Annotated in this window: 20 protein-coding genes, 2 tRNA genes and 1 pseudogene; 13 read left to right on the top strand and 10 right to left on the bottom strand. The window is 66.8% G+C overall.

The window, feature by feature from the left end:
- Positions 1-74 precede the first annotated feature (74 nt).
- From IEY68_RS12175 to IEY68_RS12145, 7 genes are all read left to right on the top strand, one after another.
- On the top strand, positions 75-1,295 hold the full coding sequence (locus IEY68_RS12175) for an acyl-CoA dehydrogenase family protein (protein ID WP_058854372.1): 1,221 nt from the start codon (positions 75-77) through the stop codon (positions 1,293-1,295).
- Between the two features lie 21 nt (positions 1,296-1,316).
- Positions 1,317-1,742: a winged helix DNA-binding protein gene (locus tag IEY68_RS12170; protein ID WP_189094222.1), complete on the top strand. Its 426-nt coding sequence runs from the start codon at positions 1,317-1,319 to the stop codon at positions 1,740-1,742.
- 241 nt (positions 1,743-1,983) lie between these two features.
- The gene (locus IEY68_RS12165) at positions 1,984-2,619 is read left to right on the top strand and encodes a hypothetical protein (RefSeq protein ID WP_058854374.1); all 636 of its coding nucleotides are present in this window, start codon (positions 1,984-1,986) and stop codon (positions 2,617-2,619) included.
- A 209-nt stretch (positions 2,620-2,828) separates the two neighbouring features.
- A complete protein-coding gene (locus tag IEY68_RS12160; RefSeq protein WP_058854375.1) occupies positions 2,829-4,448 on the top strand; it encodes an acyl-CoA synthetase in 1,620 nt (539 codons plus the stop codon).
- Between the two features lie 170 nt (positions 4,449-4,618).
- Entirely contained in the window at positions 4,619-6,265 is a 1,647-nt protein-coding gene (locus tag IEY68_RS12155) for an acyl-CoA synthetase (RefSeq protein WP_058854376.1), read from the top strand.
- A gap of 280 nt (positions 6,266-6,545) precedes the next feature.
- Complete coding sequence (locus IEY68_RS12150) at positions 6,546-7,109, top strand: hypothetical protein (protein WP_229718736.1); 564 nt, start codon at positions 6,546-6,548, stop codon at positions 7,107-7,109.
- A gap of 180 nt (positions 7,110-7,289) precedes the next feature.
- A complete protein-coding gene (locus tag IEY68_RS12145; protein ID WP_058854377.1) occupies positions 7,290-8,732 on the top strand; it encodes a PepSY-associated TM helix domain-containing protein in 1,443 nt (480 codons plus the stop codon).
- A 44-nt stretch (positions 8,733-8,776) separates the two neighbouring features.
- Here the strand turns inward: IEY68_RS12145 and IEY68_RS12140 are convergent, their stop codons facing one another.
- The gene (locus IEY68_RS12140) at positions 8,777-9,826 is read right to left on the bottom strand and encodes a galactokinase (protein ID WP_229718735.1); all 1,050 of its coding nucleotides are present in this window, start codon (positions 9,824-9,826) and stop codon (positions 8,777-8,779) included.
- 7 nt (positions 9,827-9,833) lie between these two features.
- A pseudogene (locus IEY68_RS36105) lies at positions 9,834-9,896 on the bottom strand (hypothetical protein); the annotation flags it as partial.
- A 380-nt stretch (positions 9,897-10,276) separates the two neighbouring features.
- Between IEY68_RS36105 and IEY68_RS12135 the strand changes: the two are divergent.
- The gene (locus tag IEY68_RS12135; protein WP_229718758.1) at positions 10,277-11,722 is read left to right on the top strand and encodes a GGDEF domain-containing protein; all 1,446 of its coding nucleotides are present in this window, start codon (positions 10,277-10,279) and stop codon (positions 11,720-11,722) included.
- Positions 11,723-12,040: 318 nt separating this feature from the next.
- Here IEY68_RS12135 and IEY68_RS12130 read toward each other — a convergent pair whose 3' ends face one another.
- Complete coding sequence (locus IEY68_RS12130) at positions 12,041-12,796, bottom strand: DUF6319 family protein (RefSeq protein ID WP_058854380.1); 756 nt, start codon at positions 12,794-12,796, stop codon at positions 12,041-12,043.
- Positions 12,797-12,957: 161 nt separating this feature from the next.
- Between IEY68_RS12130 and IEY68_RS12125 the strand changes: the two genes are divergently transcribed.
- On the top strand, positions 12,958-13,773 hold the full coding sequence (locus IEY68_RS12125; protein WP_058854381.1) for a nuclear transport factor 2 family protein: 816 nt from the start codon (positions 12,958-12,960) through the stop codon (positions 13,771-13,773).
- A gap of 193 nt (positions 13,774-13,966) precedes the next feature.
- Positions 13,967-14,968: an AurF N-oxygenase family protein gene (locus IEY68_RS12120; protein WP_058854382.1), complete on the top strand. Its 1,002-nt coding sequence runs from the start codon at positions 13,967-13,969 to the stop codon at positions 14,966-14,968.
- Between the two features lie 55 nt (positions 14,969-15,023).
- Here IEY68_RS12120 and IEY68_RS12115 read toward each other — a convergent pair whose 3' ends face one another.
- Positions 15,024-15,755, bottom strand: a complete 732-nt coding sequence (locus IEY68_RS12115; RefSeq protein WP_063916496.1) for a TetR/AcrR family transcriptional regulator — start codon at positions 15,753-15,755, stop codon at positions 15,024-15,026.
- Between the two features lie 526 nt (positions 15,756-16,281).
- Between IEY68_RS12115 and IEY68_RS12110 the strand changes: the two genes are divergently transcribed.
- Entirely contained in the window at positions 16,282-16,464 is a 183-nt protein-coding gene (locus IEY68_RS12110) for a hypothetical protein (protein WP_058854383.1), read from the top strand.
- A gap of 177 nt (positions 16,465-16,641) precedes the next feature.
- On the opposite strand, the gene IEY68_RS12105 is transcribed toward IEY68_RS12110, so the two are convergent.
- The 3 genes from IEY68_RS12105 to IEY68_RS12095 form a co-directional block, all read right to left on the bottom strand.
- Positions 16,642-17,082, bottom strand: coding sequence for a nitroreductase/quinone reductase family protein (locus IEY68_RS12105; protein WP_058854384.1), 441 nt, complete (start codon positions 17,080-17,082; stop codon positions 16,642-16,644).
- A gap of 729 nt (positions 17,083-17,811) precedes the next feature.
- Positions 17,812-17,885 (bottom strand) — tRNA-Met (locus IEY68_RS12100).
- Between the two features lie 298 nt (positions 17,886-18,183).
- Positions 18,184-18,257 (bottom strand) — tRNA-Met (locus IEY68_RS12095).
- A 554-nt stretch (positions 18,258-18,811) separates the two neighbouring features.
- On the opposite strand from IEY68_RS12095, the gene IEY68_RS12090 reads away from it, so the two are divergent.
- A complete protein-coding gene (locus IEY68_RS12090; protein WP_058854385.1) occupies positions 18,812-19,147 on the top strand; it encodes a transglycosylase family protein in 336 nt (111 codons plus the stop codon).
- Between the two features lie 472 nt (positions 19,148-19,619).
- Here the strand turns inward: IEY68_RS12090 and IEY68_RS12085 are convergent, their stop codons facing one another.
- On the bottom strand, positions 19,620-22,625 hold the full coding sequence (locus IEY68_RS12085; RefSeq protein WP_058854386.1) for a UPF0182 family protein: 3,006 nt from the start codon (positions 22,623-22,625) through the stop codon (positions 19,620-19,622).
- A gap of 211 nt (positions 22,626-22,836) precedes the next feature.
- On the opposite strand from IEY68_RS12085, the gene IEY68_RS12080 reads away from it, so the two are divergent.
- On the top strand, positions 22,837-23,466 hold the full coding sequence (locus tag IEY68_RS12080; RefSeq protein WP_058854387.1) for a PPA1309 family protein: 630 nt from the start codon (positions 22,837-22,839) through the stop codon (positions 23,464-23,466).
- Positions 23,467-23,526: 60 nt separating this feature from the next.
- Here IEY68_RS12080 and IEY68_RS12075 read toward each other — a convergent pair whose 3' ends face one another.
- Together IEY68_RS12075 and IEY68_RS12070 are read right to left on the bottom strand one after the other, a co-directional pair.
- Positions 23,527-24,552 (bottom strand): YlbL family protein, encoded by a 1,026-nt coding sequence (locus tag IEY68_RS12075; RefSeq protein WP_189094221.1) that lies wholly within the window; start codon positions 24,550-24,552, stop codon positions 23,527-23,529.
- A 100-nt stretch (positions 24,553-24,652) separates the two neighbouring features.
- On the bottom strand, positions 24,653-24,883 hold the full coding sequence (locus tag IEY68_RS12070; protein WP_058854506.1) for a mycoredoxin: 231 nt from the start codon (positions 24,881-24,883) through the stop codon (positions 24,653-24,655).
- Positions 24,884-25,436: the final 553 nt, after the last annotated feature.

The raw sequence follows: 25,436 nt of genomic DNA, 5'->3' as shown, positions 1-25,436 counted from the left end.
GCCGACACCCCCAACGCTCTGAGGCGGACCACCCACCTCCGAACAACTTTCCGGTTCATCGCCAGGAGATTCTCATGATCAATCTCGAACTTCCCAAGAAGCTGCGGGCCAGCGCCAATCAGGCGCACCAGGTGGCTTCGCAGATCTTCCGTCCGATCTCGCGCAAATACGATCTCGGCGAGCACGAATACCCGGTGGAGCTCGACACCATGGCCGCCATGGTCGACGGGCTCAGTGATTCCGGTACGCAGAAGATCAGCGGTGCCAGCGGCGGCCGCTCCGATGACGAGGCGCCCACCACCGATGTGCTCCTCAACGCCAACGGTGGCAATATGTCCGCGCTGCTCAATGCCCTGGAAACCTCCTGGGGAGATGTCGGGCTGATGCTGTCCATCCCCTACCAGGGCCTGGGCAATGCGGCCATCGCCGCGGTGGCCACCGACGAACAGCTGGAACGGTTCGGCAAGGTGTGGGCCTCGATGGCGATCACCGAACCCAGCTTCGGCTCCGATTCGGCCGCGGTCACCACCACCGCCGTCCTCGACGGCGACGAATGGGTGCTCAACGGCGAGAAGATCTTCGTCACCGCCGGTCAGCGGTCCACGCATATCGTGGTGTGGGCGTCGGTGGACCGCAAGCTCGGCCGCGCCGCCATCAAATCGTTCGTCGTCCCACGCGATGCCCCCGGTCTGTCGGTGGCCCGGCTCGAGCACAAGCTCGGTATCAAGGCCTCCGATACCGCGGTGCTGCTGCTGCAGGATTGCCGGATCCCGAAGGACAATATCCTCGGCAGCCCGGAAGTGAACGTGGAGAAGGGTTTCGCCGGGGTCATGCAGACCTTCGACAACACCCGCCCCATGGTCGCGGCCATGGCCATCGGTGTCACCCGCGCCGCACTCGAGGAACTGCGCGCGATCCTGACCGACGCGGGTATCGAGATCTCCTATGACACCCCGGTGAACAATCAGCACGCCGCGGCGGCCGAATTCCTGCGGATGGAGGCCGACTACGAGTCCGCCTATCTGCTGGCCCTGCGGGCCGCCTGGATGGCCGACAACAAGAAGCCGAATTCGCTCGAGGCGTCGATGTCCAAGGCGAAGGCGGGCCGCACCGGCACCGATGTGACGCTGAAGTCCGTCGAACTGGCCGGCGCTGTCGGCTACTCGCAGCGACTGCTCCTGGAGAAGTGGGGTCGCGACTCCAAGATCCTCGACATCTTCGAGGGCACCCAGCAGATCCAGCAACTCATCGTGGCCCGCCGGGTCCTGGGCAAGACCAGCGCCGAACTCAAGTAGGCGCAAACCCGGTGTGGGCTCGTGAAGCCCACACCGGGTTTCGCTTTTCCGCTGTTCCGGCAGCCTGTGCCCTCGGCGCCCAAGGGTCGGCCGGGCTCTCAGGGCAGCGGCACCCACGTCGTGCTGCCGTCACCGTCGCGTATCACCGTGCCGAAGACGACATCGGCGAAATGGTTGCCGAAGGCGAGGTCACCTGTTTCGGCGAGCTCGTCGACCAGACGACGCCGCGCCGCCGCCGAGCGGACCCGATCGTGGTCGCCGCCCGTCGAACGGCGCGCCCACCCCATCGACCGGCCCGCGAAACAACTCGTACTCACCGCCGCGGGCGGCGCCCTGCGCGAGCGATTGCTCGATCTGCTCGCGGCCGACTCCCCCTTGCAGCCACTCAGCCAGCAGGAACAGCGAACCCTGCAGCACCTGCTCGAACGCGCCGTCACCGCCGACTGATCGCCGGCGCGCGGCAGCAGAGACAGAACCGCGACCGACCGGCCGCGCGGCGGTCCTGGACACCACCGGGACCGAGTGACAGTGTTTGTTCGATCGGACCGTCCCGATCGGCGCCGAAGGCCCCGTTTTCCACTCGGCACCGCGCCGCGCCGATACGAGTTCCACACGTTCCACACCTGCTGCACCCGTCACCGAGTCACTGAGCAGTACCCCGTACATCGCCTCTGCAAGGAGACTGGTTATGCGCATACCGGCTTTTGCCCGTCGACTCCTCACCTGCACGGTCGTGACCGCCGCGGCCACAGTGCTGTTCACCGGGCACGCGACCGCCGAACCCGCCCAGGTCGATTGGGCGTCGGCAACTCAGGCACTGCACACCGCCGCGGCCGGCGATCCGTCCGCCGAAAAGGCGGTGTCCCGGCTGCTGGGCGATGCGAGAGTGGCCGCCGCCGCACGCGAAGCCGCGCTGCCCGCGCAGCCGTTCCAGATCCCGGCCGAATCCACCGTGGGCCGCGGCGGCGGGGCGGGACTCTACGGGTCCGGCCTGTCGCTGAACGTCGACGGTTTCCGGTTCGGATTCTTCGGCGGACCGGGCACGATCGCCCCGAACCAGACCGGCGCGCGGCTGGATGTGGTGTGGCTGAATCTCAGCAACGGCCGTAGCGGTATCGAGCAGCTGACCGAGCACAGGGACATCATCGCCGACACCACCATCCGCACCCGGCCGATCGATCCCGGCCCGGGCATGATCGTCGCCGCGGTGTACGGCAACCTGTGGCACCGGTGGCCGGTACCGGTGAGCGCGGAGCATCCGGACGGGTTCCGGTATGTGCGCGGGGATATCACATTCCCGTCGATGGGCTCGGTCTACAACTGAGCCCATCGGCCGCGGGCCGGGCCCCGGGGCTGTGTCGAATATTCGCCACAGCCCCGGGCCGGCCGACTCGCCGGCCCCTCAAAGATGTCTTTTTTGTCCGGAGCGTACGTTGTGAGCGAATACACTTTCACTGCTACGGTGACCACCGATATGCCGTTCGGAATCGCTAGGTCGAGTGCCGACGCGAGGATCTGTGGAGGTGTTCGAAGGTGAATCTGGCGCATACGCTGGAAGTCGTCAAGGCATACGGGCTGCTGCAGTCCAGTGGATTCATCGATCTGAAGAATCCGGGGGAAACGCTGCGGACGCTGAAGGATTCCAAGACCTATATCCCGCAGGCCACTTTGATCATGCATTCCGCGCGGATCGCGCCGGATGCGCCCGGACTGGCCGACGAGCGCGGTGAGCTGACCTATCGGGAATTGGACGAACAGTCCACCAAGATCGCCCACGGGCTTCGGAGCGCGGGCATCACCGAGGGCACCGTGATCGGCATCCTCGCTCGCGACCATCGCGGCCTGATCCTCTCCATGGCCGCAGCCGGCAAACTCGGCGTCAAGATCGCGCTGATGAACACCGGATTCGCCAAACCGCAGTTCGCCGAGGTGTGCGAACGCGAGAAGGTCAAGGCGGTGCTGCACGACAGCGAATTCCTCGGGCTGCTCGACGCCCTGCCCGCGGATATGCCCCGATTCCTCACCTGGGTCGACGAGGGCGCCGAACTGCCCGAGGGCGCGAGAACACTCGACGACCTCATCGCCGCGAACGGCACCGAAACCCTGCCCGCCCCGGCCAAACCGGGTGGTTTCATCATCCTCACCAGCGGTACCACCGGATTACCGAAGGGCGCCCCACGCGAGAAGGCCAGCCCTGTGGCCACCGCGCAATTCCTGGACCGGATGCCGTTCCCGAAGCGCAGCACCGTCGTGATCGTCTCGCCGATCTTCCACAGCACCGGCCTGGGTACGTACCTGGTGAGCATCGGCCTGACCAACAAGATCGTCATGCGGCGCCGGTTCGACGCCGAGGCCACCTTGAAGATGCTCTCCGACCACAAGGCCGAACTGCTCGTCGCGGTGCCGACCATGCTGCATCGGATGGTGGAACTGCCCGCCGAGGTGCGCGCGAAGTACGACACGTCCGCGTTGAAGGGGATCATCCTGGCGGGATCGGCATTGTCGCCGGAGCTGTGCGTCAAGGCAACCGAGGTGTTCGGGCCCGTGCTCTACAACCTCTACGGCTCCACCGAGGTCGCCATCGCCACGGTGGCCCAGCCGGCCGATCTGGCCAAGGCCCCGGGCACCGTCGGCCGCCCGCCGCTCACCTGCGATGTCCGCCTCTACGACGACAACGACAAGGCCGTCACCACGAAGAACGTCACCGCCCGGATCTTCGTCCGCAGCGGCGCCCCCTTCGAGGGCTACACCGACGGCCGACACAAGCAGATCATCGACGGCTACATGTCCAGCGGCGATGTCGGCCATTTCACCGAGGATGGTCTGCTCATGGTGGACGGCCGCGACGACGACATGATCGTGTCCGGCGGTGAGAACGTCTTCCCGCAGGAGGTCGAGAACCTGCTGCTCGAACGCGACGATATCTTCGACGCCGCGGTGGTCGGCGTGGACGATGCGGAGTTCGGCAAGCGACTGCGCGCGTTCGTGGTCCCCGAACCCGGGCACACCCCGGACGAAGCCGAGATCAAGACCTACGTCAAGGAGAACCTCGCCCGGTACAAGGTGCCGCGCGAGGTGGTCTTCCTCGACGATCTGCCCCGTAACCCGACCGGCAAACTGCTGCGCCGGGTGCTGGTGGAATACGAGGTCTGACAACATTTCTCGACAGGGAAACCGGGATATCTCACAGTAATGTCCCGGTTTCTCTACTGTCCGAGACAATCGGATGGCGGTCCCGCGCACGGTTGCTAGGGTTGGCTTGCACTGGAGCTCGAGGAGGTAGGCCGCCGATCCCGGCGGTACGCCGCGGAAGGTTGTCACCGATGCCATTGTCGCTGCCCGGCCCCGTTCGCAGAGCCGGCGATATCGCCCTGGCCGTGAACGTGATGCGCAAACGCGGCCTCTTCGATCCGCTGCGGCTCGACCATGCCATCCGGTCGATGAGCAACGCGTCCAAATACGGCCCGTTCGCCGGCGTGGTCATGCATGCCGCGCAGACCCGGCCCGATTCCCCCGCCATCGTCGACGAGAAGGGCGAACTCACCTTCCGCGAACTCGACGATCGCTCGAACGCCTTCGCCCGCGGTCTCACCGAACGCGGGTTGCGCCCCGGTGACGTGGTGGCCGTCCTGGCCCGCGATCACCGCGGCATGGTGCTGAGCATGCTGACGGCCGGCAAACTCGGTCTGCGCGCGGTGCTCATGAACACCGGATTCGCCAAACCGCAGTTCGCGGATGTGGCCGAACGCGAGCAGATCAAAGCGGTGCTGCACGACAGCGAGTTCTTCGAGCTGATGAGCGCCATTCCCGCCGATATCCCGCGGATCCTCACCTGGGTCGACGAATCCGATAACGCCGACCCCGCGATCCCCACGGTCGAATCCCTCGCGGAGGGACAGTCCACCGACCCCCTGGCCGCCCCGGCCGAACCGGGCGGGACGGTCATCCTGACCAGTGGTACCACCGGAACACCCAAGGGCGCCCCGCGCGACAAGGTGAGCCCGTTCATCACCGCCCAGTTCATCGACCGGGTGCCGCTGCCGACCGACGGCACGATGGTGATGGCCGCACCCATCTTCCACGGCACCGGACTGTCCCAGTTCTCCCTCGGACTCGCGCTCGGTAACCGGGTGGTCTTCCAGCAGCGCCGCTTCGACCCCGAGCGCACCCTGGCCAATATCGCCCGCTACCGGGCGGATTCACTGGTCGTGGTCCCGACCATGCTGCAGCGCATCCTGGACCAGCCGAAAGAGGTGCTGGACCGCCACGACGTCTCGTCGATCCGGGTGATCTTCGCGGCGGGTTCGGCGATCCAGCCCGATGTGGTGGTGCGTACGGGCGAACACTTCGGGGATGTGCTCTACAACCTGTACGGCTCCACCGAATGCGCGGTGATCACAGTCGCGACACCGCAGGAACTGAAGAAATCGCCGACCACCGCGGGCCGGGCGCCGGTCGGCGTCCGGATCGCCCTCTACGACGAGAACCGCAAGCGGATCACCGAGCCCGATGTCACCGGCACGATCTTCATCGACAACCCGCACGCCTTCAAGGCCTACACCGACGGGCGCACCAAGGAGACCGTGGACGGCATGATGTCCAGCGGCGATGTCGGGCATCTGGACCCCGACGGCCTGCTGTTCATCGACGGCCGCGACGACGACATGATCGTCTCCGGTGGCGAGAATGTGTTCCCACAGGAGGTCGAGCACCTCATCGCCGAACGGCCGGATGTGCTGGAGGCGGCGGTGGTCGGTGTAGACGATCGGGAGTTCGGGAAACGGCTGCGTGCCGTGGTGGTCCCGGGCCCGGATTCGACACGCGACCCCCAGCAGATCAAGGATTACGTCAGGGCCAACCTGGCGCGCTACAAGGTCCCGCGCGAGGTGGTCTTCCTCGACGAGCTGCCGCGCAACGCCACCGGGAAACTGCTGCGGAAACCGCTGACGGAGCTGGAACCCGGCAGCTGAAAGCCTGTCCCGCCGCGGCGGGCCGGACGATACGACGCCCCACCCTCCGGCGGTGGCTTCGCCGTCGTCGGCGTCTTCCGGAGACCGCGTGGCATCGATCGAGGGCGCGGTCTCCCCGTGCCTGGCTCAGCAGATCCCGCCGAATAGTGGTATCGAGGTGTCCGGGCGGGGTCCCACGCGGTCGCCGAGCCGCAGGCGACCTCCCCGGATGCGGCCGCCCGCCGCGGGGGCGGGTATCGGTTCGCCGCGGTCGAACCCGGCCGTCGGATATCATCCCCGAGTGCGTATCAGGTTCGGCTCCACCCACCGGGTGGACCATCGCGGCGCCGCTCGCGTCCGCGGTGCGGCGGCCGGCCTGATCTCAGGGGCCGTCTCGGTGGCCGCCCACGGAGGGGCGGCCGAGACGAGCCCACCCGACGGCACCGCCGTCGTACTGCTGGCTCTCGCGTCCGCGGCGGTCGGTGCCCTGGTCACCGGGCTGCGCCCGCTGCGCACCGGTACGCCCGGGCTCACCACGGCACTGCTGGCCGGGCAGCTGCTGGGCCATATCTGCCTCGGCTGGGGATCCGGGCATCTGCACCACGGCGATCTGCAACTGACCCCCACCATGCTCGCGGCGCATCTCCTCCTCGCCTGCGCCGCCGCGACGATCGTGCGCGGGGCCGAATTCGCCTATCGCGTCGTCGCGACAGCACTGGCCCGGCTGGTTCCGGTCGCGCCCCGGCACCCGGTCGTCCCGGACCCGCCCCTGCTGCGGGCCCTGCACCGCGACCGGATCGTCGCATGGATCTTCGCGGCCGATATAGATCGCACCCGCGCACCGCCGCGGGCCGTCCTGGTCTGATCTCCCACCCGGCTGTCTCGGCCGGGCGCTGCGCCTCGCTGTGGTGACCCGCACGCGCCTGCTCCCGTGACACCGGCCCCCTCAGCGCGGCGACCCCGAGCCCTCGGTGCGCGCCGCGTCCCGCGCACCCCGGCTACTTCCCCGCCGGGTGCCGACCAGTACAGGACGCAGGTAACAAGGATGAGTACCACCGAGGTCCCCGCGGCGCCCGACAGCGCTGCCCCGGCGACCAGCACACCCCGGCCCGGCAGAGGCGCCTTCCGCGCACTCACGCTGCGGCTGCACTTCTACGCCGGTCTCTTCGTGGGACCGTTTCTCCTGATCGCGGCCGTGACCGGCGGGCTCTACGCGGTCTCGCCGAGTATCGAATCGTTCGTGAACCGGGATCTGCTGTACGTGGATTCCCGCGGCCCCGAACGCCCGCTGTCCGAGCAGGTGACCGCCGGGACCGCGGTCCGGCCGGACCTCACCCTGGTGGCGGTCGCCCCGGCCCCGGCGCCGGGCGAGACCACCAGGGTGCTGTTCAGTGATCCCGCCCTGGGCGAATCCGAGCGCCACGCTGTTTTCGTCGACCCGGTGACCGCGCAGCCGGTGGGCGAATCGGTGGTGTACGGCAGTTCCGGTGCGCTGCCCTTCCGGGCGTGGGTGTCCCAGGTGCACCGTCACCTGCACTTGGGTGAGCCCGGCCGTTTGTACTCCGAACTGGCGGCGTCCTGGTTGTGGTTGATCGCCCTCGCCGGGCTGGCGCTGTGGATACGGCGGGTGCGGGCTCGGCGGCAGCGTGATTCGGTGCGATGGCTGTTCGTGCCGAACCTCGCGCGCAACGAGCGCGAACGCCGGCTGAACTGGCATGCGGTGGTCGGGATCTGGATCCTGCCGGTGGCGCTGCTGCTGTCGGCCACGGGTCTGACCTGGTCGACCTACGCCGGCGACAATATCGAGAAGCTCCGGGAGAATCTCAGCTGGACCACACCCGCGGTGGAGACCACGCTGCCCGGCGCGGCGCCGGCCGGGACCACACACACCGACCACCACGGCGGGCATACGACCGGGCATACGGTTCCGGCGGACCGGATCCAGCAGTTGGACGGAGTCCAGGCCGCCGCGCGAGCGACCGGTGTCACGCGGCCCGCGGAAATCACGATTCCGGCGGCCGACGGCACGGCGTTCGCCGTGAAGGAACGGCGGCTGTCGGGCACACTCACAGCGAATTCGGTGGCGGTGGACGGACCCACCGGCACTGTCACCGATCGGCTCCCCTATGCCGACTGGCCGTTCATGGCGAAGTTGGCGAACTGGGGCATCCAGCTCCACATGGGCCTGATGTTCGGGCTGCTCAACCAGCTACTGCTGCTGGCGGCGGCCGTGGGGCTGATCACGGTGATCGCGCGCGGATACCTCATGTGGTGGCGGCGCCGGCCCACCCCGGCGACCGGCATGTTCGCGGTGGGCAAACCGCCACGCCGCGGCGCATTGCGCCGCTCGGCGATCCTGGCGGTCCCAGCGCTGGCCGCGGCCGCACTGATCGGCTGGTTCGCTCCGGTATTCGGCCTGAGCCTGCTGGCCTTCCTCGTGGTCGACATCCTCGTGGGCGCACTGCGCCGGATCCGCACCGCGGGTTGACCGCCCCGGTCCGGTGCCGCGATGGTCCCGCGGCACCGGCCGGATCAGCCGACCGGCCCGGCGCCCGCCGCGGGCACGGCCTCGAAGGTCCGCGGTTCGTGAAACCCGATGCCCGCGAGCCGCTCCCGAACCGCATCCTCCACCTGGCCGGCGTCGGCGGTATCCACCAGCGCGATAATGCTGCCACCGAAGCCACCGCCGACCATGCGCGACCCGTGCGCGCCGGATGTCCGGGCGGCGTCCACCGCGGCATCGAGCACCTCGGTGGATACCTCGAAATCGTCACGCAGCGAATCGTGTCCCCCGTTCAGCAGCGGACCGATCTCCCGCGGGTCGGCACCCGCCCGCAACAGCGCCACCACCGCGCGCACCCGGTCGTTCTCGCTCACCACGTGCCGCGCCCGCCGGTACAGCACCGGGTCGGTGAGCCCGGACAATTCGCCGACCTCATCGATATCGCGCAGCGATCCGACCCCGAGAGCCGACGCGGCGGCGGCGCATTCGGCGCGGCGAGTCCCGTACCCGCCACCAGCGTGGTCGTGGGTCTGCCCGGTATCGATGACGAGCAGCCGCAGGCCGGCCGCGGCAAGGTCGAACGGGATCTGTTCGAAACCGCCGGTTTCGGCGGCGACGAACGCGCGCACGTCGAGGAAGAGCGCATGCCCCTCGGTGCACAGTATGGAGGCGGCGTGATCGAGGATCCCGGTGGGTGCGCCCACATAATCGTTCTCGGCCGCGCGCGCGATATCGATCAGTTCCCGGTCACCGACCGTCGGCGCACACAGGTCCCGGACCGCCACCGCCGCCGCACAGCACAGCGCCGCCGAGGAGGAGAGCCCGGCGCCCGCGGGTACCGCACCGTCGAAATCCAGTTCCAGACCTTCGATCCCATACCCGCGGCGCCGGAACTCCGCGACCACCCCGAGCGGGTAACGCGCCCACCCCGGCAGCAGGTCCCGCTCGGTGGACAGCGCCCCGGCCGGTAGCCGGACCGATTCACCCGGCCGCTGGCGCGAACTCACCCGGACCAGATCGTCGGCGTGCCGGGCGCCCACACAGGTGACCACAAGGGGTATCGCTATCGGCAGCCTCACCGATCAGGTTGACCCGGCCCGGCGCCGACCACCGACGACGCGCGTCGGCGCTCTCCTCACGTTCAGTCACCGGACCACCGTACGAGCCGCCCGCCGGTGACAGATATCCGCCGCGCCGCCACCATCGAGACAGCTGTTACGACGTTGTTGTGCCAAGAGAGCGACAAATTCGACACTGCGTGTCATCATCGGATCCATAGTCCAGGTTTGGTGGGTCGATCGCACCGCGAGCGGCTCGGACATCCCCTCGTACAGGAACACTCGGTTTTCGTCAGCCGCGGCTCGATGGGCAGGTAGAGCACGACAGACAGATAAGGACCCAGGCCTGCGACGCGACTCGATTTCACCGGGAATGGAGCGATCAAAGGGGGGCTGATGATCATCAGCGAACCGCAGGGAGCAGGGCGGCACGGCATCCACCGGATACGTTACGGTGCAATATTTTCCGTGATGGTGGGCTCGCCGCTAGTGGTACATCTGATACTCGGGTCCCGTCTGTTGTCCGTACTGGCCACTCTCCTGGCCGCCACGGGAACCGTCGTCATGATCGTTTTCGGCCTGCGCCGGCATCGACCGTCGCATCCGCTGCCGTGGTATCTGCTGGCCGCGGCCGCTCTCCCCTTCGCGGCCGGAACAGTGCTGCGCGAACTGACCACCTACGCGTCCACCCCTCTCGACGAGATCCTCACACTCACCGGTTATATCGGCACCGGCCTCACGACCCTGCTGTGGCTACGGCCGCGCCAGGCGCGCGCCCACCCCGATGTCATCCTGGACTCGATACTGATCGGGCTCGGTGCGCTGCTGGCGTCCTGGATCTTCCTCATCGCACCAGTCCTGCATTCCGATATCCCGGGCGTGAACACGGTTACGGCGGTGGTGCTACCGATCTGTGATGCCCTGTTGCTCACCCTGCTGGCGCATTCGCTGGCCACGTCGAGCCGCTCGGAGACATCGCTGCGCCTGCTGCACCTGGCCCTGGCCGGGGTACTGGCGACCGATCTCGGTTACCGACTGGCCGCGGCCGGTACACTCACCATCGATCCGGCTGTGCTGGTACTACCGCTGATCGGCGCGTACCTGGCGGCCGGGGCGGCCGCCCTGCATCCGACCATGTCGGCGCTGGGCGCGCCGCGATCGATCAGGCTCCACCATTCCCGCCAGCGTGCCAGCGTTATCGCCGTCGCCCTGGTGCTCTCGTCGCTGGTACCGGTGGCCCGGGCTTCGCTGAGCCCGCTCGACCAGGTCATCGTGTCCTCGGTGCTGGCGCTGTTGCTCATCGGACTGCTGATCCGCAGCGAACGGGCGATCGGGCACAGTTCCCGCAGCGAACGGCGCGCCCGATACCAGGCCGACCACGATCCGCTCACCGGGCTGCTGAACCGTTCCGCGCTCTTGCGAGTGCTGCATCGCGACCATCGGGATTGGGCCGAACGCTCGCTCTGTCTGCTTTTCATCGACCTGGACGAGTTCAAGGCGATCAACGACAGCTACGGGCATACCGTCGGCGACGAGTTGATCGCCGAAGCCGCCAACCGGATCCGCTCCACTGTGCGCCGCGACGATGTGGTGGCCCGTTACGGCGGTGACGAGTTCATCGTCCTGGCACCGCTGGAACGCATGGAGGCGACCAAGATGGCCGAGCGCCTGCTCGGTGTGTTCATGAAACCGTTCCAGCTCAGCACCGGCGAAGTACCGCTGACGGCCAGTATCGGCCTGGCCTGCGGCGGACCACGCGATATCGACGCCAGTATCTACGACCTCATCCGTGACGCGGACGCGGCGATGTATCTGGCGAAGCGGCGCGGGTTCGGCTACATGTTCCACGACTCGATCCGATACACCCCGGCCGAACCGAGCCGACACGGCTGGCGCCCACGGGAAACCGCTGTATAGATTTGCTGTGTTTATTTGCCCCGCCTTCGGCGGGGCGGGCGGGGCCCTTGTCAACCCCGGTTCTTCACTCCTTCGCTCCAGAACCGGGGCGGGCCCCGCCTATTGAGGTGTCCGGAGTAGACGGAAGGCTTGTGCGGAGTCACCCGGGTGGGCTCGCGACACCGTAAGCGCCCGAGGGGCACCGATCTATGGATGGCCGACTACACATCGCACGCGCTGTCGCTGCGCTCCTCCGCTGTATCGCTCCGGAACCGGGGCGGGCCCTACCCATGGACTGTCGACCATCCGAGGGAGGGATCCGCACCGGCGGGATTCGTATCAGTCCGACAGTTCGTCGAGCAGTTTGCGCGCCTGTTCGAGTTCGGCCTGCAACTGCTGAACCTTGGCCTCCTGCGCGCCCCGCACCGATTCCAGCAGACCATCCACTACCTCGGACACCTCCGCCGGCAGCAGTTTCGCCGCCTGCGCCACCGCCGTACCGGTGACCGGGACTGCGCGGACCGTCCGCTTCTTACCGGCGGCGACATCGACAGTCCACTCGCCGTCGACGGTGCCGTTGATGGTCACGGTGACCTCCGGCGCCTTGGTCTTGCGGGCGGCGGGGGCCTTGGTCGCCTTGGCGGCGGCGGGGGTCCGCGAGGCCGTGGCCGGTTTCGCTTCGGGAGCAGCGCTCTTCGCCGCGGCGGGGGCCTCACCCGCCGGTTTCCGGTCCGCGGCCGAGGGGGCGGGGGTGGACGGGGACGCGGCGGGAGTCACGGGCTGTTCCTTCTTCTCGGGGGCGGGTTTGGACGGCGGGGTGGCCGGTTTGTCACGCTGCGGTTTGACCAGCGTGACCTCGGTGGGACCGAAGGACAGTACATCCTTGGACCCGGTGGGCCGGATCTGCAGGAAGTCACCGTCGGCGGGGTCGCCGAGCGAGACCACCTTGCCCGACCGCCCTTCTGTCACCCCCACCGCGGCGGTGGTGAACCAGACCATCGGCGGACGCCCCGCATCGATCTCCGCGGCGATCTGGTCGAGGTCGTTGTCGGACAGAGGTTTCGGCTTCGCGTTCGATGGTGTTCGCGACGGCATGGGGCACTCCGGGCAATCTCACTTGTTCGTCGAATAGCTGCGTGCACAGATGATGCCGTACTGCACCGACATTTTCACAAGCAGGCTGGGCTACAGCACCCGGACACCCATAGAACGTGTTCTATTATGGGCGCGGAATCCGGCCAGCCGAAGGAGTCACCGTGCCGTTGGACCCGACCGCCGCGGATCTGCGCGAGGCAGTACTCGCCTCCCCTCGAGCCGTGGCCGCGCACGACCGGACGGCGTGGGTGGGCCTGTTCGCCACGGACGCGGTGGTCAACGATCCGGTCGGCTCGGCCCCGCATATCGGTAACGACGCGATCGCCCGGTTCTACGACACTTTCATCGCCCCCAACGACATCGCTTTCGACGTGGCCCACGATTTCGCCGGTCCCGCGACTGTGCTCCGCGATCTCACCATCACCATCACCATGTCCACCGGCGCCCGGGTGCGGGTGCCGATGCATCTGCGCTACGAGGTGGTGGAGGAGGACGGCGCGCTGCGCATCGGATATCTGGCCGCCTACTGGGAGCTCGTCCCCATGATCGGACAGCTCATGAGGACCGGGCCGAAGGGTCTTCGCGCCGGCACCCGGCTCGGTGGGCTGTTGCTCCGCAACCAGGGTGCCCGGGGCCTCACGGGAATGGCGCGCGCGTGCACCGGTATCGGGAGCGCGGGGAAACGGATCGCGAACCGGTTGTGCGCGGCGCTGGCCGCCGGCGATACGGATGGCGTCGCCGTACTGGCCGGTGACCGGGACGCTGTGCGGTTGTGGTCGGGCGAGTCGCTCACCACCGCGGAACTGGCGGCGCGGGCCCGCGGCCTGCGGCAGGGCAAGACATTGGCGGCGGGTCGCTCGGTGACGATCAGCGCCGACCTCCCGGAAGGTCCGTCCCTGATCATCCTGGATTTCCATCCCACCCGGGATCGCGTCGAGACGCTGCGAGTGCACACCCGTACCGTCGCCTCCCGATAGCGACCCGGATACGCCGTCGAAGCGTTCCACCGCCGGCGGCCCGGCGGCGAAGTCTTTACGTCGCGTTCGGCCCCATCCCTCCTCGTGAAAAGCACAATTGCGCACCGGCGGACCGCGCTCTGTTTACTGAGACGCAGAGTCCCGGTAAATTCGTCCGTAGAGAGATGTACGCCATACGCACGAGGAGGCACCGATGACGCCGTCGACTCTGCCGCGGGCTCCCAAGCTGGACACCCGGTACCGTGAGACCCTGGAAACCCTGTCGGAGGGCTCGGTGCACCGCCGGTTCGATCCGTATCTCGATATCGATTGGGATGCGCCCGAACTCGCGGTCGAACGCGACGACCCCCGATGGATCCTGTCCCCTGAATACGATCCGCTCGGTGCCACCCGCTGGTATCGGGAACTGCCGCCCGAGAAGCAGATCGAGATCGGCCGGTGGCGGATCGCCAACACCATCAAGGTGGGCGCGGCCTTCGAAACCGTCCTGATCCGCGGGATGATGCAGTACATCGCGAAACTGCCCAACGGGTCACCGGAGTTCCGCTACTGCCTGCACGAGATGACCGAAGAGTGCAACCACATCCAGATGTTCCAGGAGCTGGTGAACCGGATCGGCGACGACGTCCCCGGTATGCGGCCGATCTTCCGGGCGCTCTCGCCGTTCATCGGCGTGGCCGGAGGTTACGCGCATGTGGTGCTGTTCCTCGGAATCCTCGGCGGCGAGGAACCGATCGATCACTACCAGAAAGCCATGATCCGCAACGGCGCGAACCTGCCTCCGCTGGTGGTGCGAACGATGGAGATCCACATTGCCGAGGAAGCGCGGCACATCTCCTTCGCGGGAGAGTTCCTGCGCGCGCATATCGCCAAGCTCGGCCCGGTCTCGACCGCACTGTGCGGTGTCTCCTTCCCGCTGGCGCTGCGCTGGCTGGCCGGGGAGATCATGGCACCGCCGCCGGAGTTCGCGCGTCGCTTCGATGTCCCGCGCGAAGTGATGGAAGAGGCGTTCTGGCGCAGTCCCCACTCCCGGCGGATCCTGTCCGGCTACTTCGGCGATATGCGCACCCTCGCCGATGAGCTCGGCCTGATGAATCCGGTCACCTCCCGGCTGTGGAAGGCACTCGGTATCGCCGGCGACCGCTCGCGATACCGCAGCGAACCCGAACGCCGGGTCCGGGCCTCGGTGGCCTGACCCGGAACGGCCGGGCCGACCGACGACGTTCGGCCCGGTACCGGATCCGACGCGGTCACGAGTCCCCGCCGCGCAATCCGGCCACCACCTCCGCCAGCTCTCGATCCGGGTCGACGGTGACACCTGCCGTCCGGGCCACGCCGTCGAGGATGTACCACGCGTAGTCGGAGAGATCCGCGACCATTTCCGCGCGAGGCCGACTCTGCCCCGGGTCGGCCGCCCATGCGACGAGCACCCCTTCGACCATGGTCACCACGGCGAACGGCACCGGCTCCAGCGCAGCCGATTCGGCGCCGATGACGCGGGCGATCGCCTCGATCAGTTCGCGTGACCGTTCCGATATCCGGATTTTGAGACTGGAGATCGCGTCGATGCTTTCCGGGCCGCCCGCCGGCGGGCCGGACCGGGCGAACGCGGCAAGGCTGGGATGGTCTCCCATCCAGTCCGCGACCGCGCGCACCGTGCGGGTGATGATCTCGCGCACCGAACCGGACGATACGTCCAGCTGCGCGTCCAGCACGGCCCCCAGATCGTCGATCAGATACGACCGGATACGCCGGTCCAGATCCTCCCGGCCACTGAACTGCCGGTACACCACCGATTTGGCGACCCCGGCGCGTTCGGCGATCTGCCGCACGGGCACATCCGCGCCCGGCGGCTTCTCCTCGAGCAGTTCCACCGCGGCCCGCAGGATACGCAACTGACGCTCGGTGTTGTGCTGCTCCCAGCGCGCCTCGTAGCCGCTGACCGCCCCCGGAATCCGCGACCGCGACGACGCCATCGACATGAGTCGCAGTGTACTCAGCACGATCTCTCCGAGCGGCCCGCTCCCGCCCCCGCTCCCTTCCACCCGCCCGAACGGCGATTTCTTCACCGAGATTTCATATGCCGCGCCGTTCTGCACGATCAAATGAAAGTACATTTACACCGGTATTAATTCAGGATTGCGCGCACACATTACGCAATACATTCGCCATATCTTACAAACCGGTCGTTTTGTCTACAGCGTCCCGCGGCGGAGTTCGAGTAGGATCGGAAGGTGTTCTCGCACAGACACATCCAGAATACCGTGCGACCAGGCGGTTCCGCTCCGAATAACTCGCGGGATCCACGCGGAGACGAATCCGTGGGCAGCCGGATCGAAAAAGGCTAGAATTGCGGCACATTGGTACCGGGCGGGTCCGGCGATCTGCTGTCACTACGTTGCTCGGTCGCGGGAATTCCGGCGACACCGGTCACGGGGGCGGCGCAATCGGAGCAGCGTAGGAAACACGCGGCGATCCGCCGGCGCACCACGCGTACAGGAGGCAAGGATGCCCGACAACACCGGCCCCGAGGAGAACGACGTGGAACTGACCGCCGAGCACGCACCCGTGATCTGGCCGGAGCCCAGCCGGCTGGAATCGTGGTGGCGCGACATCATGACAGATCCGGTCGCCGCGGCACAGGCCACAGAGTCCGAACCCGCGCCACCGAGCCTCAGTCGCAACGGCTGAGATCGCCAACCGGCCCAGCCGAGCGAAAACAGAGTGTGAGGCCGGGCACCAGATCGTTCACCACCTTCACCGGACGCTCGAACATCGGCGTGTGCGCTGCCGCCACGCGCACACCGGCGCGTAGGCCCGCCACTACCGCCGGACGCACTCGGCACTCGGCGGCATCGCGCTCGGCGACTAAGCGTTTTCGACCGTGGGGGTGAGCCGGACCAGCGGGATCTCACGGGCGGTTCGCTTCTGATAGTCCCCGTAGACCGGGTAATCGGCGACGATTCGGGACCACAGTGGCGCCCGCTGCTCCGTCGTGAGGATTTGGGCGGTCATCGCGCGACGGGGTCCGTTGCGGAACGAAACCTCTACGGCGGGATCGTCCCGGAGATTTCCGTACCACGCCGGATGCGTCGGATCGCCGGCGCGGGACGCGACGATGATGTAATCGTCGCCGTCGACGATCGGCGCGGTCAGCATGACCGAGCGAGGTCGGCCGGTCTTGCGACCGATAGTGGTCAGCTCCAGCGCCGGCATCCCGAAGTACTCGGTTCCGAGGCGGCCGAAGCTGATGCGCAGCAATGTTCGGTGCGCGGCATTGACCGCCTTCAGCATGAAATCAGATGGCACAACGCCTCATTCCTCCGATTCGTGGCAGTGGCCTCAGCAAACCAGGTCTACCGCCACAGGGCAACGCAGCACAGCCGCACGTTCCGGCGGCGCTGTGCCGCACCGCGATCCACGATCGCGTCCGCTCCGCACACTTCGAACCCGCGGGCCCCGTTGACCGTTCACGCGGCCCCGACACAGCCTCCCGCCGTCCGCGCGTCGGTCCCGGAAACCCGCTCGAATCGCATCGTTGTAATTTACGAGATGCATTTCCGCTATCATCCATTCGCCTCCTCGGAAATTCCTCTGGACCACCCGTTTCGGAATATATCCATCCCCCGGAACGGCCGCCGATCCCCTTTTCTCTATGTAATAGCCAGGAGATTGCTCTTTCATCAGGTGGCACAGCGGATCCGGCCACCGGCGCCCGCGGCGCCGGGTCGATGCACCCACACCGGCCCACGAACGGATGACGGCCTCCACAGTTACCGCGCGAGCTCGTGGCACCGCCCTGCCCGGCACTGCCATCAGGGCGATGCGGCGAGCCGGATATGGGCACCGCAGGGAGTGGTGGTCACCGGATGCGACATCGCGGCGAGCACAGCACCCACGCCGGATACGAGCCTTCGGCGCGGTGATCTTTCGAGAGCTCAGCCCCGCCTCCGGCGAAGAACCGGGTCCCGGTGGCGATCCACCCAATATGGAAAAGGAAAGATCCCGGAGAGATTCTCTCCGGGATCTTTCCTGTAGTAGCGGGGACAGGATTTGAACCTGCGACCTCTGGGTTATGAGCCCAGCGAGCTACCGAGCTGCTCCACCCCGCGTTGGGTGTCTCCAACAGTACGCACTGCCGCCCCCAACTCCAAAACATGCCGTTGAGCTGGCCTTCGACAACCGCCACAGCCCGGCGGCGGCCGCCCGGCGACACCGGCAGCAGCCACGGGGCGTACGGAAGCAAAGTTCCAGGAAGCGGGCGCGCAGTTCGCGGCCTCCGCCGGCGCCACCGAGACGAGACGGCCGCAGTGGACGGATACCGGGCTCGACTTCGACATCGCCTGATTCGGCGGCATACGAGAGAAACGAAGAGGCCCCGGAACAGCTGTTCCGGGGCCTCTTCGTCAGTAGCGGGGACAGGATTTGAACCTGCGACCTCTGGGTTATGAGCCCAGCGAGCTACCGAGCTGCTCCACCCCGCGTTGGGTGAACACAACATTACACACGGCTTCGGATTACTACCAAATCACCAGCTCATCGATGCATTCTTCGGCGCGAAAAAGGGGACACCTTCGCCTCGCGAACCATCTCCGGTCCCATCGACACCCGTCGATCTCCCGGCACTTCATATCGACGCGGATACCTCCGGCCAGACGACATCGAAATGTTAACGGAGCGATTGCCTCGTATCTCGAACGCTATATGCGTGACACGAATTACGATTTTCGAGTGATGCCTGTCACATATCCGTGTCGTTACAGAGGCGCTTGGGTAAGGGGTAATTCCGGATATGACCTGGAGTTTTCCGCATATTCCCGGTTTGCACCAATCGATGTATTGACAGTTATCGATACGTGATCTGACGAGATTTCTTCGTTACCGTCGTTCCCAGGCCCCGACCAACCGGGACGGGCCGGCCGAACCGGAGAACACCGGAAACCCTGTCCCACGGTTCGGATCAAACCCCGACATCACCTGGGGACAGGGGCACGCAGCTTCCAACGCGCTGCTGGTGGGCACAGGGAGGGATTCGCATATGACCAAGACCCGAAAGTTCAGCACCCGCGCCCTCGGCATGACCGCTATCGCCGGAGCTCTCGTTGCCGTCCCCTTCGGTCTTTCCACGGCCACCGCATCCGCCGAATCGGGCAACTGGGACGCAGTCGCCCAGTGCGAGAGCAGCGGCAACTGGTCCACCAACACCGGCAACGGCTTCTACGGCGGCCTGCAGTTCACCCAGAGCACCTGGGAGGCCAACGGTGGTGCCGGTAGCGCTGCCAACGCCAGCCGCGAGGAACAGATCCGCGTCGCCGAGAACGTGCTCGACACCCAGGGACCCGGCGCCTGGCCGGTGTGCGGTTCGTACCTGTGACCCCTACCGGCGCGCACTGAGCGCGCCGGTACCCGGTGCGTAACGAGAGGCGCTGCCATCCACCCGGATGGCAGCGCCTCTTTCGTATCCCGGGCCACCGCGCCGACAGCTCGCTGACCCGGCCAATGGGTCCGGCACCAGATGAGTGCTGTGCGGTCCGGCACCAGATGAGCGCTGTGCGGTCCGGCACCAGATGAGCGCTGTTTCGACGCACCGGCGTCGACCCTCGTCGCCCGAACCGATCAGCGTGCTGACCAGTTCCGCCACCTCCGCGACGAGTCGGGGCCCTGCGCGGGTCCCGGCATCCGCCGCTGCCACCGGGCGAAATCGTCCGACGAGACCCCCACCCCCGACGTCGCCCGCGGCAGGCACGTACTGCCCCACATATCGAAGAGGCGCTGCCATCCGGATGGATGGCAGCGCCTCTTCGATACTTCCCCGTCGGCCAGGTGACCGCGCCGGGCTGTCCGGTCTACCTGCCGCCCGCGTCCTGGTAGGCCTTCACGGCGGTCTCCAGATCATCCAGCGCCCGGCCGAAGTCCTCGAAGTTGCCGGTGCGCATCGCGGTGCGCACCGCCTCGATCTTGCGGTTCAGATCCGCCGCCGCGGCATCCTGGGCAGCCGATCCGGAACTCACCGGCGGTGGCGCCGTCCCATTGGGCGTGGACGAGCTCTGCTCATCGGTTTCATCGCCCTGAGACTGCTGCGGCGGCGCGGCGCCGGGACTGGGCCGGGTGGCCGGATCACCGCCGGACGGCGTGGCCAGCGCACCCGCGCCGGGTAACACCTGGTTCAGCGCGTCGGCGAGGGTCGATCCGTAACCGACCTTCACGCTGCCGGCCTGATCGCGGTAGCTCACCAGCACCCGCAGCAGCTGCGGGAACGTCGCCGTGTTCTGCCCGGTATTGCGCTCGTTGTAGAACGGCTCCACGTACAAGATGCCGCCGTCGGCCACCGGCAGCGTGAGCAGGTTGCCGTATCTGATCTTGTTCGAGTTCGACAGCAGCGTCTTCTCCTGGGAGACCTGTGGCGCTGTCGTCATCGTGTTCTGTGTCTGCTGCGGACCCTGGGTCTGGGTATCGGTCGGCAACTGCAGGATGCGGAACTTGCCGTAGCCGTCGGGGTCGGAACGCACCGATATATAGGAGGACAGGAACTGCCGGTTGTACCCGACCATCGCACTGGTCAGATTGAACACCGGCTTACCGTTCTTCTCCGGATCACCCAGCAGCACGTAGTACGGCGGCTGGCTGGCCGATACACCCTCCACGGTCGGGTCGGCGGGTACCGACCAGAACGCGTTGTTGGTGAAGAACTCGCGCGGATCGTCCACGTGGTACTTGGTCAGCATCTCGCGCTGCACCTTGAACAGATCCTCCGGATAGCGGAAGTGCTCGCGCAGCTCGGGGCTGATCTGGTCCTGCGGGATCACCGCGTCCGGGAACACACCCCGCCAGGCCTGCAGCACCGGGTCGCTGGAGTCGGTCTCGTACAACTTCACGGTGCCGTCGTAGGCGTCGACCGTGGCCTTGACCGAGTTCCGGATGTAGCTGACCTCTTTACGCGGCAGCAACCGGCCGGTGCGCTGATCGACGCTGTCCTCGACCGCTCCCTCGAGCGAGGTCGTCTGGGCGTAGGGATAGTTGTCCAGCGTGGTGTAGGCGTCCACGATCCAGACGATGCGCCCACCCACGACCGCCGGATAGGCGTTGCCGTCCGGGGTCAGCCACGGTGCGACCTTCTGCACCCGGTCGCGCGGCGACCGGTTGTAGAGAATCTTGGAATCGGCGCTGATCGCCGAGGAGAACAAAATGTTGCGTTCGGCGTATTTGGCCGCGAACGCGAGCCGGTTGAACCAGTTCCCGATCGCCACGCCACCGGCGCCGTCGTAGGTGAAGCGGGCCTGGTCGGTGTCGTACTCGCGGGGGTTCTGGCCGTCCTTCGTACCGACGATGGCGTAGTCGGGATCGGACTGCGATATCAGCTCGCCGTAGTAGACACGCGGCTGATCGACCTTGATCCGCTGCTGGTCCTTCGGTGTGAACAGATCGCTGACCAGGAAGATCGGGTAACCCGAATCGCTACTGCCACCCGCCGCGTTCGGATCCTCGGACTGCGGCCGGTTGACCCGGTTGGCGGGTGCGGCGACGAACCCGTTGCCGTGCGTGTAGACCGTGTGCTTGTTGATCCAGTCCGTCTGGTTACCGCTCAGGGTGGCCGGGGACAGTTCGCGGGCGGCCACGATGTAGTCCTGGACCTGGCCGTTGAGCGAATACCGGTCGATATCGAGCGCTTCGGGGAAACCGTAGAAGTTCTTCAGCTGCCGCAACTGGGTGAACGTGGGGGACAAGATGTTGGGATCCAGTAGCCGGGCGTTGGCGATAGTGGCGTGGTCGACCGGCACGTTCACCGGATTCTTGCTGCTCTCACCCTTGTAATCGACGTATTCGATCTTGTCGTCGGTGATCCCGTAGGCCTGGCGGGTCGCATCGATATTGCGCTCGATGTACTCGCTCTCCTTCTCCGCCGCGTTCGGCCGCACCGAGAACTGCTCCACCATGAGCGGCCACACCGCGCCCACCAGCACCGAGGAGAGCACCAGCAGCGCCGCCGCCATAGCGGGCACCCGCAGATCACGCAGGACGATTCCGGCGAAGAAGGCCAATGCGCAGATGACCGCGATGGACAACAGGATCAGCTTGGCCGGCAGTACCGCGTTGATATCGGTGAACGAACCACCGTTGAAGGTGGGTTCCTTCCGATTACTCATCAGCAGCTGATACCGGTCGAACCAGTAGGCGACGGCCTTCAGCAACACGAACAATCCCGCCAGCACCGCCAACTGAACCCGTGCCGGGGTGGTGAGCACACCCTCGCGGCCGGTCAGCCGCAACCCGCCGAAGATGTAGTGCGTCACCAGATTCGCGAAGAACGCGATCACCACCGCGACGAACAGCCAGTTCAGCACCATCCGGTAGAACGGCAGATCGAAGGCGTAGAAGCCCACATCGAGTCCGAACTGCGGATCCGTGCGGCCGAAGGAGCCCCCGTGCAGGAACAACTGCACGGTGACCCAGTTCGACTGGGCGACCAGCCCGGACAAGATCCCCAGCAACGCCGGGATACCGAGCCCGAACAACTTCAGCTTGCCCAGCACCGTCGTCCGGTACCGGGCGATGGGATCACCGGCTCCCGAAGTCGGTACGAACACGGGACGGGAGCGGTAGGCCAGCAACAGTGCGAGCCAGACGATCGACCCGACCACGAGCGCGACCACCGCGAAAACCGCGATCCTGGTCAGCAGCACAGTCAGGTATACACCGCGGAAATCGACCTCCCCGAACCACAGCCAGTTCGTATAGGTATCGATGAGCCGGGGCCCTACCAACAGCAGTGCGGCCAGCACCACCGCCGCCACCAGCAGCAGACGGCTGCGCCGGGACAGCGACGGTAATCCGGCGGGGGGGCGCATGCCCACGATGCCACTCTCCAGGGTCCGGCGGCGAGTTGACCGGTAGCGCCACCGGCCGCTGCGCCGCAGTCCGAAATGTTGCGGTCGGGCCCGTACGGACCCTCTGCGCCCACTTTACGGAAAACGGACATGTTCGCGACCGCGGGGTTGGGCGTACCTCCGCATTCGCTCCGGCCTTGCGCTGGTTTCGGGTGGGCTCCGCCCAGCGGTGTCTATTATGCGATGTCGCCGCGGCGGATGCGAGGATGGTCCGGTGAGCGCCGATCTGCATGCCGAAATCGTCCTTGCCCGTTCCGTCCACGAGGTCGCGGAGTTCGTGGACGCCGAGGGCTGGGAAAGATCACCGCAGATGTTCGCACTGGTCAGAACCGCGGACCTGGTGGCCGCCGAACCCGCGCTGATAGATCAGGTAGACGCCACCGACGAACTGACACCGATCGCCCAAGACCCCCTGCCCGACCATGTGGCCGGCGGATCGATGGCACTCGACGAGTTCCTCGCCACCACCAGCTGGCCCCCCGCGGTCGCAGGCTGTGTACTGGTACAGGAGATCGTGGTTCTCCCTCCGGACGCCGAGGACGATCTCGACGAGGCACTCACCCCGTTGCTGGCCGACGCGGACGCCGCCGACGCGGCCGGCCGGGCCGCCGCCCACGCACACCCGGGACGGCGCGAAGCCCGGCTGTTCGCGGCTGTACTGCGATCGGGAAACAGCCTGTGCCTGCTGCAGTTACGGCCCGAGGAGGATGACGAGGCCGACGCCGACCTCGATCTACGCACCTACCCCAACCTCGCACCGAACCTGGTGGAAGCGCTGCGGCATACGTTCGAGGACACCGGCGAATAGGGTTGTGTTCATCGGCGGTGGCCCATCCGGAGAAGACGGTGCGTGGATCCGGTTCGGGTCTCAGCTACAGTTCGGCGCGCTCTGGCCCGCCGACAGATCCTCGAGCGCCTGCACCGCACCGGCCAAGGTCTCCACGCGCACCAGTCGCAGCCCGTCGGGGACCCGCTGGCTCGCCTCGTTGCAGTTACCCGCCGGCACCAGGAACGTCTCCGCCCCCGCCTCCCTGGCCGCCATCATCTTGTACTGGATACCGCCGATCGCACCGACCTTGCCGTTCTCGTCGATACTTCCGGTCCCCGCGATGAAGGAACCGCCGTCCAGATCTCCCGGGCTCAACTTTTCCACCAGCGCCAGGCTGAACATCAGCCCGGCCGACGGGCCGCCGATATCGGCCAGGTTGAAATCGATCTGCACGGGCGGCGCCGCGGACTCGGTGGGTGTCAGCCCCAAGAAACCCTTGGCCTTGTCGTCGGGCCGAGCCCCCAGCGTGATGTTCGCGGTCTGCTCGGTACCGTCCCGCCGGTACACCACGGTGAGTACGGTCCCGGGAGCCCGGCTCGATACCTCGGCCACCACGTCCTGAGTGGTCGCGACCGTCTTACCGTTCACGCTCACGATCTGATCATCGGCCCGCAGCACATCATGGGCGGGGCCGTCCGCGGAGACCTCGTGCACCAGCACCGCGGTCGGCAGATTCAGCTGATGCATGGCCGCGACCTCGGCATTGCTCTCCGATGTCGCGAAATCCGCTTCATTCGACTCGTCGACTTCCTCCCGGGACACCCCGGGCGGGTACACCTCGGCACGCGGCACGATCCCATGCCGGCCGCTCACCCAGAAACCGAGCGCCTCGAAGATCGTCAGACCGTCCCGCACCGCGACTGTGGTCATATTCAGGTGACCGTTGGTCCGGTCGACCTCCGCGCCCGACACCTGCACGACCTCCAAGCCGTCCACTTCGCCCAGCGTATCGAAGGTGGGTCCGGGCCCCAGCGCCACGAACGGCACGGTGTACACACTGCCCACCACACCGAACAGCAGAACCGGGAACAGGGCGACCAGGAGCGTGATGAGCCGACGATTCACCCGGTCAACACTAGCCATGCGTACCCGCACAATGCGGGACAGGCACGCGCGCGCGAGCAATGAGATCCACTACCACTCGACCCCATGAGGCCGGGAAGGGTCAGCCCTGGCGCGCCAGCGCCTGCTTCACCTCGGCCAGGGACGGATTGGTGGCGGTCGACCCGTCCGCGAACTTCACTGTCGGCACCACATGGTTGCCGTTGTTCACACTGCCCACGAACTCCGCCGAAGCCGGATCCTGTTCGATATCGACCTCCACGTAGCTGATCCCGGCCTCTTTCAGCTGGGTCTTCAACCGACGGCAATAGCCGCACCAGGTGGTCGAATACATGGTCAGGTCCGCGGTCACATCAGTCACGCAGAGAGCAACACCCGTCCGGTCCCGTTTATTGCAGTGTTTATTTGCGGCGCCTTCGGCGCCGCTGGCGGGGCCCTATTAACCCCGGTTCTTCACTCCTTCGCTCAGTCGCTGCGCTCCTTCGCTACGTCGCTCCAGAACCGGGGCGGGCCCCGCCTGCTGAGGTGGACCATCCGGAACAGACAGAAGGTAAGTGCAGACCACCTCGACCCGCCTGGGTAGCCACCCAACTCCGCGAGCGCCCGATAGTCGCCGACCCACGAACCGCCGACCGCACATCGCACACGCTCAAAAACCAGGACCGGCCCACCCACAGAGGCGAACCACCCGGAACAGACAGAAAGTAAGTGCAGACCACCTCGACCCGCCTGGGTAGCCGCCCAACTCCGCGAGCGCCCGATAGTCGCCGACCCACGAACCGCCGACCGCACATCGCACACGCTCAAAAACCAGGACCGGCCCACCCACAGAGGCGAACCATCCGGAACAGACAGAAAGTAAGTGCAGACCACCTCGACCCGCCTGG

The sequence above is a fragment of the Nocardia jinanensis genome, assembly GCF_014645735.1.
Lineage (GTDB): Bacteria > Actinomycetota > Actinomycetes > Mycobacteriales > Mycobacteriaceae > Nocardia > Nocardia jinanensis.
Note: the sequence above shows the minus strand (reverse complement) of the source record. Positions and strands in the feature narration are given on the sequence as shown.

What these genes read in the sequence shown, in the direction of transcription:
- IEY68_RS12155 (WP_058854376.1), top strand. Translation starts at nt 4,619, where the DNA reads ATGCCATTGTCGCTGCCCGGCCCCGTTCGCAGAGCCGGCGATATCGCC.
- IEY68_RS12120 (WP_058854382.1), top strand. Translation starts at nt 13,967, where the DNA reads ATGACGCCGTCGACTCTGCCGCGGGCTCCCAAGCTGGACACCCGGTAC.
- IEY68_RS12175 (WP_058854372.1), top strand. Translation starts at nt 75, where the DNA reads ATGATCAATCTCGAACTTCCCAAGAAGCTGCGGGCCAGCGCCAATCAG.
- IEY68_RS12145 (WP_058854377.1), top strand. Translation starts at nt 7,290, where the DNA reads ATGAGTACCACCGAGGTCCCCGCGGCGCCCGACAGCGCTGCCCCGGCG.
- IEY68_RS12135 (WP_229718758.1), top strand. Translation starts at nt 10,277, where the DNA reads ATGGTGGGCTCGCCGCTAGTGGTACATCTGATACTCGGGTCCCGTCTG.
- IEY68_RS12130 (WP_058854380.1), bottom strand. Translation starts at nt 12,796, where the DNA reads ATGCCGTCGCGAACACCATCGAACGCGAAGCCGAAACCTCTGTCCGAC.
- IEY68_RS12090 (WP_058854385.1), top strand. Translation starts at nt 18,812, where the DNA reads ATGACCAAGACCCGAAAGTTCAGCACCCGCGCCCTCGGCATGACCGCT.
- IEY68_RS12110 (WP_058854383.1), top strand. Translation starts at nt 16,282, where the DNA reads ATGCCCGACAACACCGGCCCCGAGGAGAACGACGTGGAACTGACCGCC.
- IEY68_RS12070 (WP_058854506.1), bottom strand. Translation starts at nt 24,883, where the DNA reads ATGTATTCGACCACCTGGTGCGGCTATTGCCGTCGGTTGAAGACCCAG.
- IEY68_RS12080 (WP_058854387.1), top strand. Translation starts at nt 22,837, where the DNA reads ATGCGATGTCGCCGCGGCGGATGCGAGGATGGTCCGGTGAGCGCCGAT.
- IEY68_RS12165 (WP_058854374.1), top strand. Translation starts at nt 1,984, where the DNA reads ATGCGCATACCGGCTTTTGCCCGTCGACTCCTCACCTGCACGGTCGTG.
- IEY68_RS12115 (WP_063916496.1), bottom strand. Translation starts at nt 15,755, where the DNA reads ATGTCGATGGCGTCGTCGCGGTCGCGGATTCCGGGGGCGGTCAGCGGC.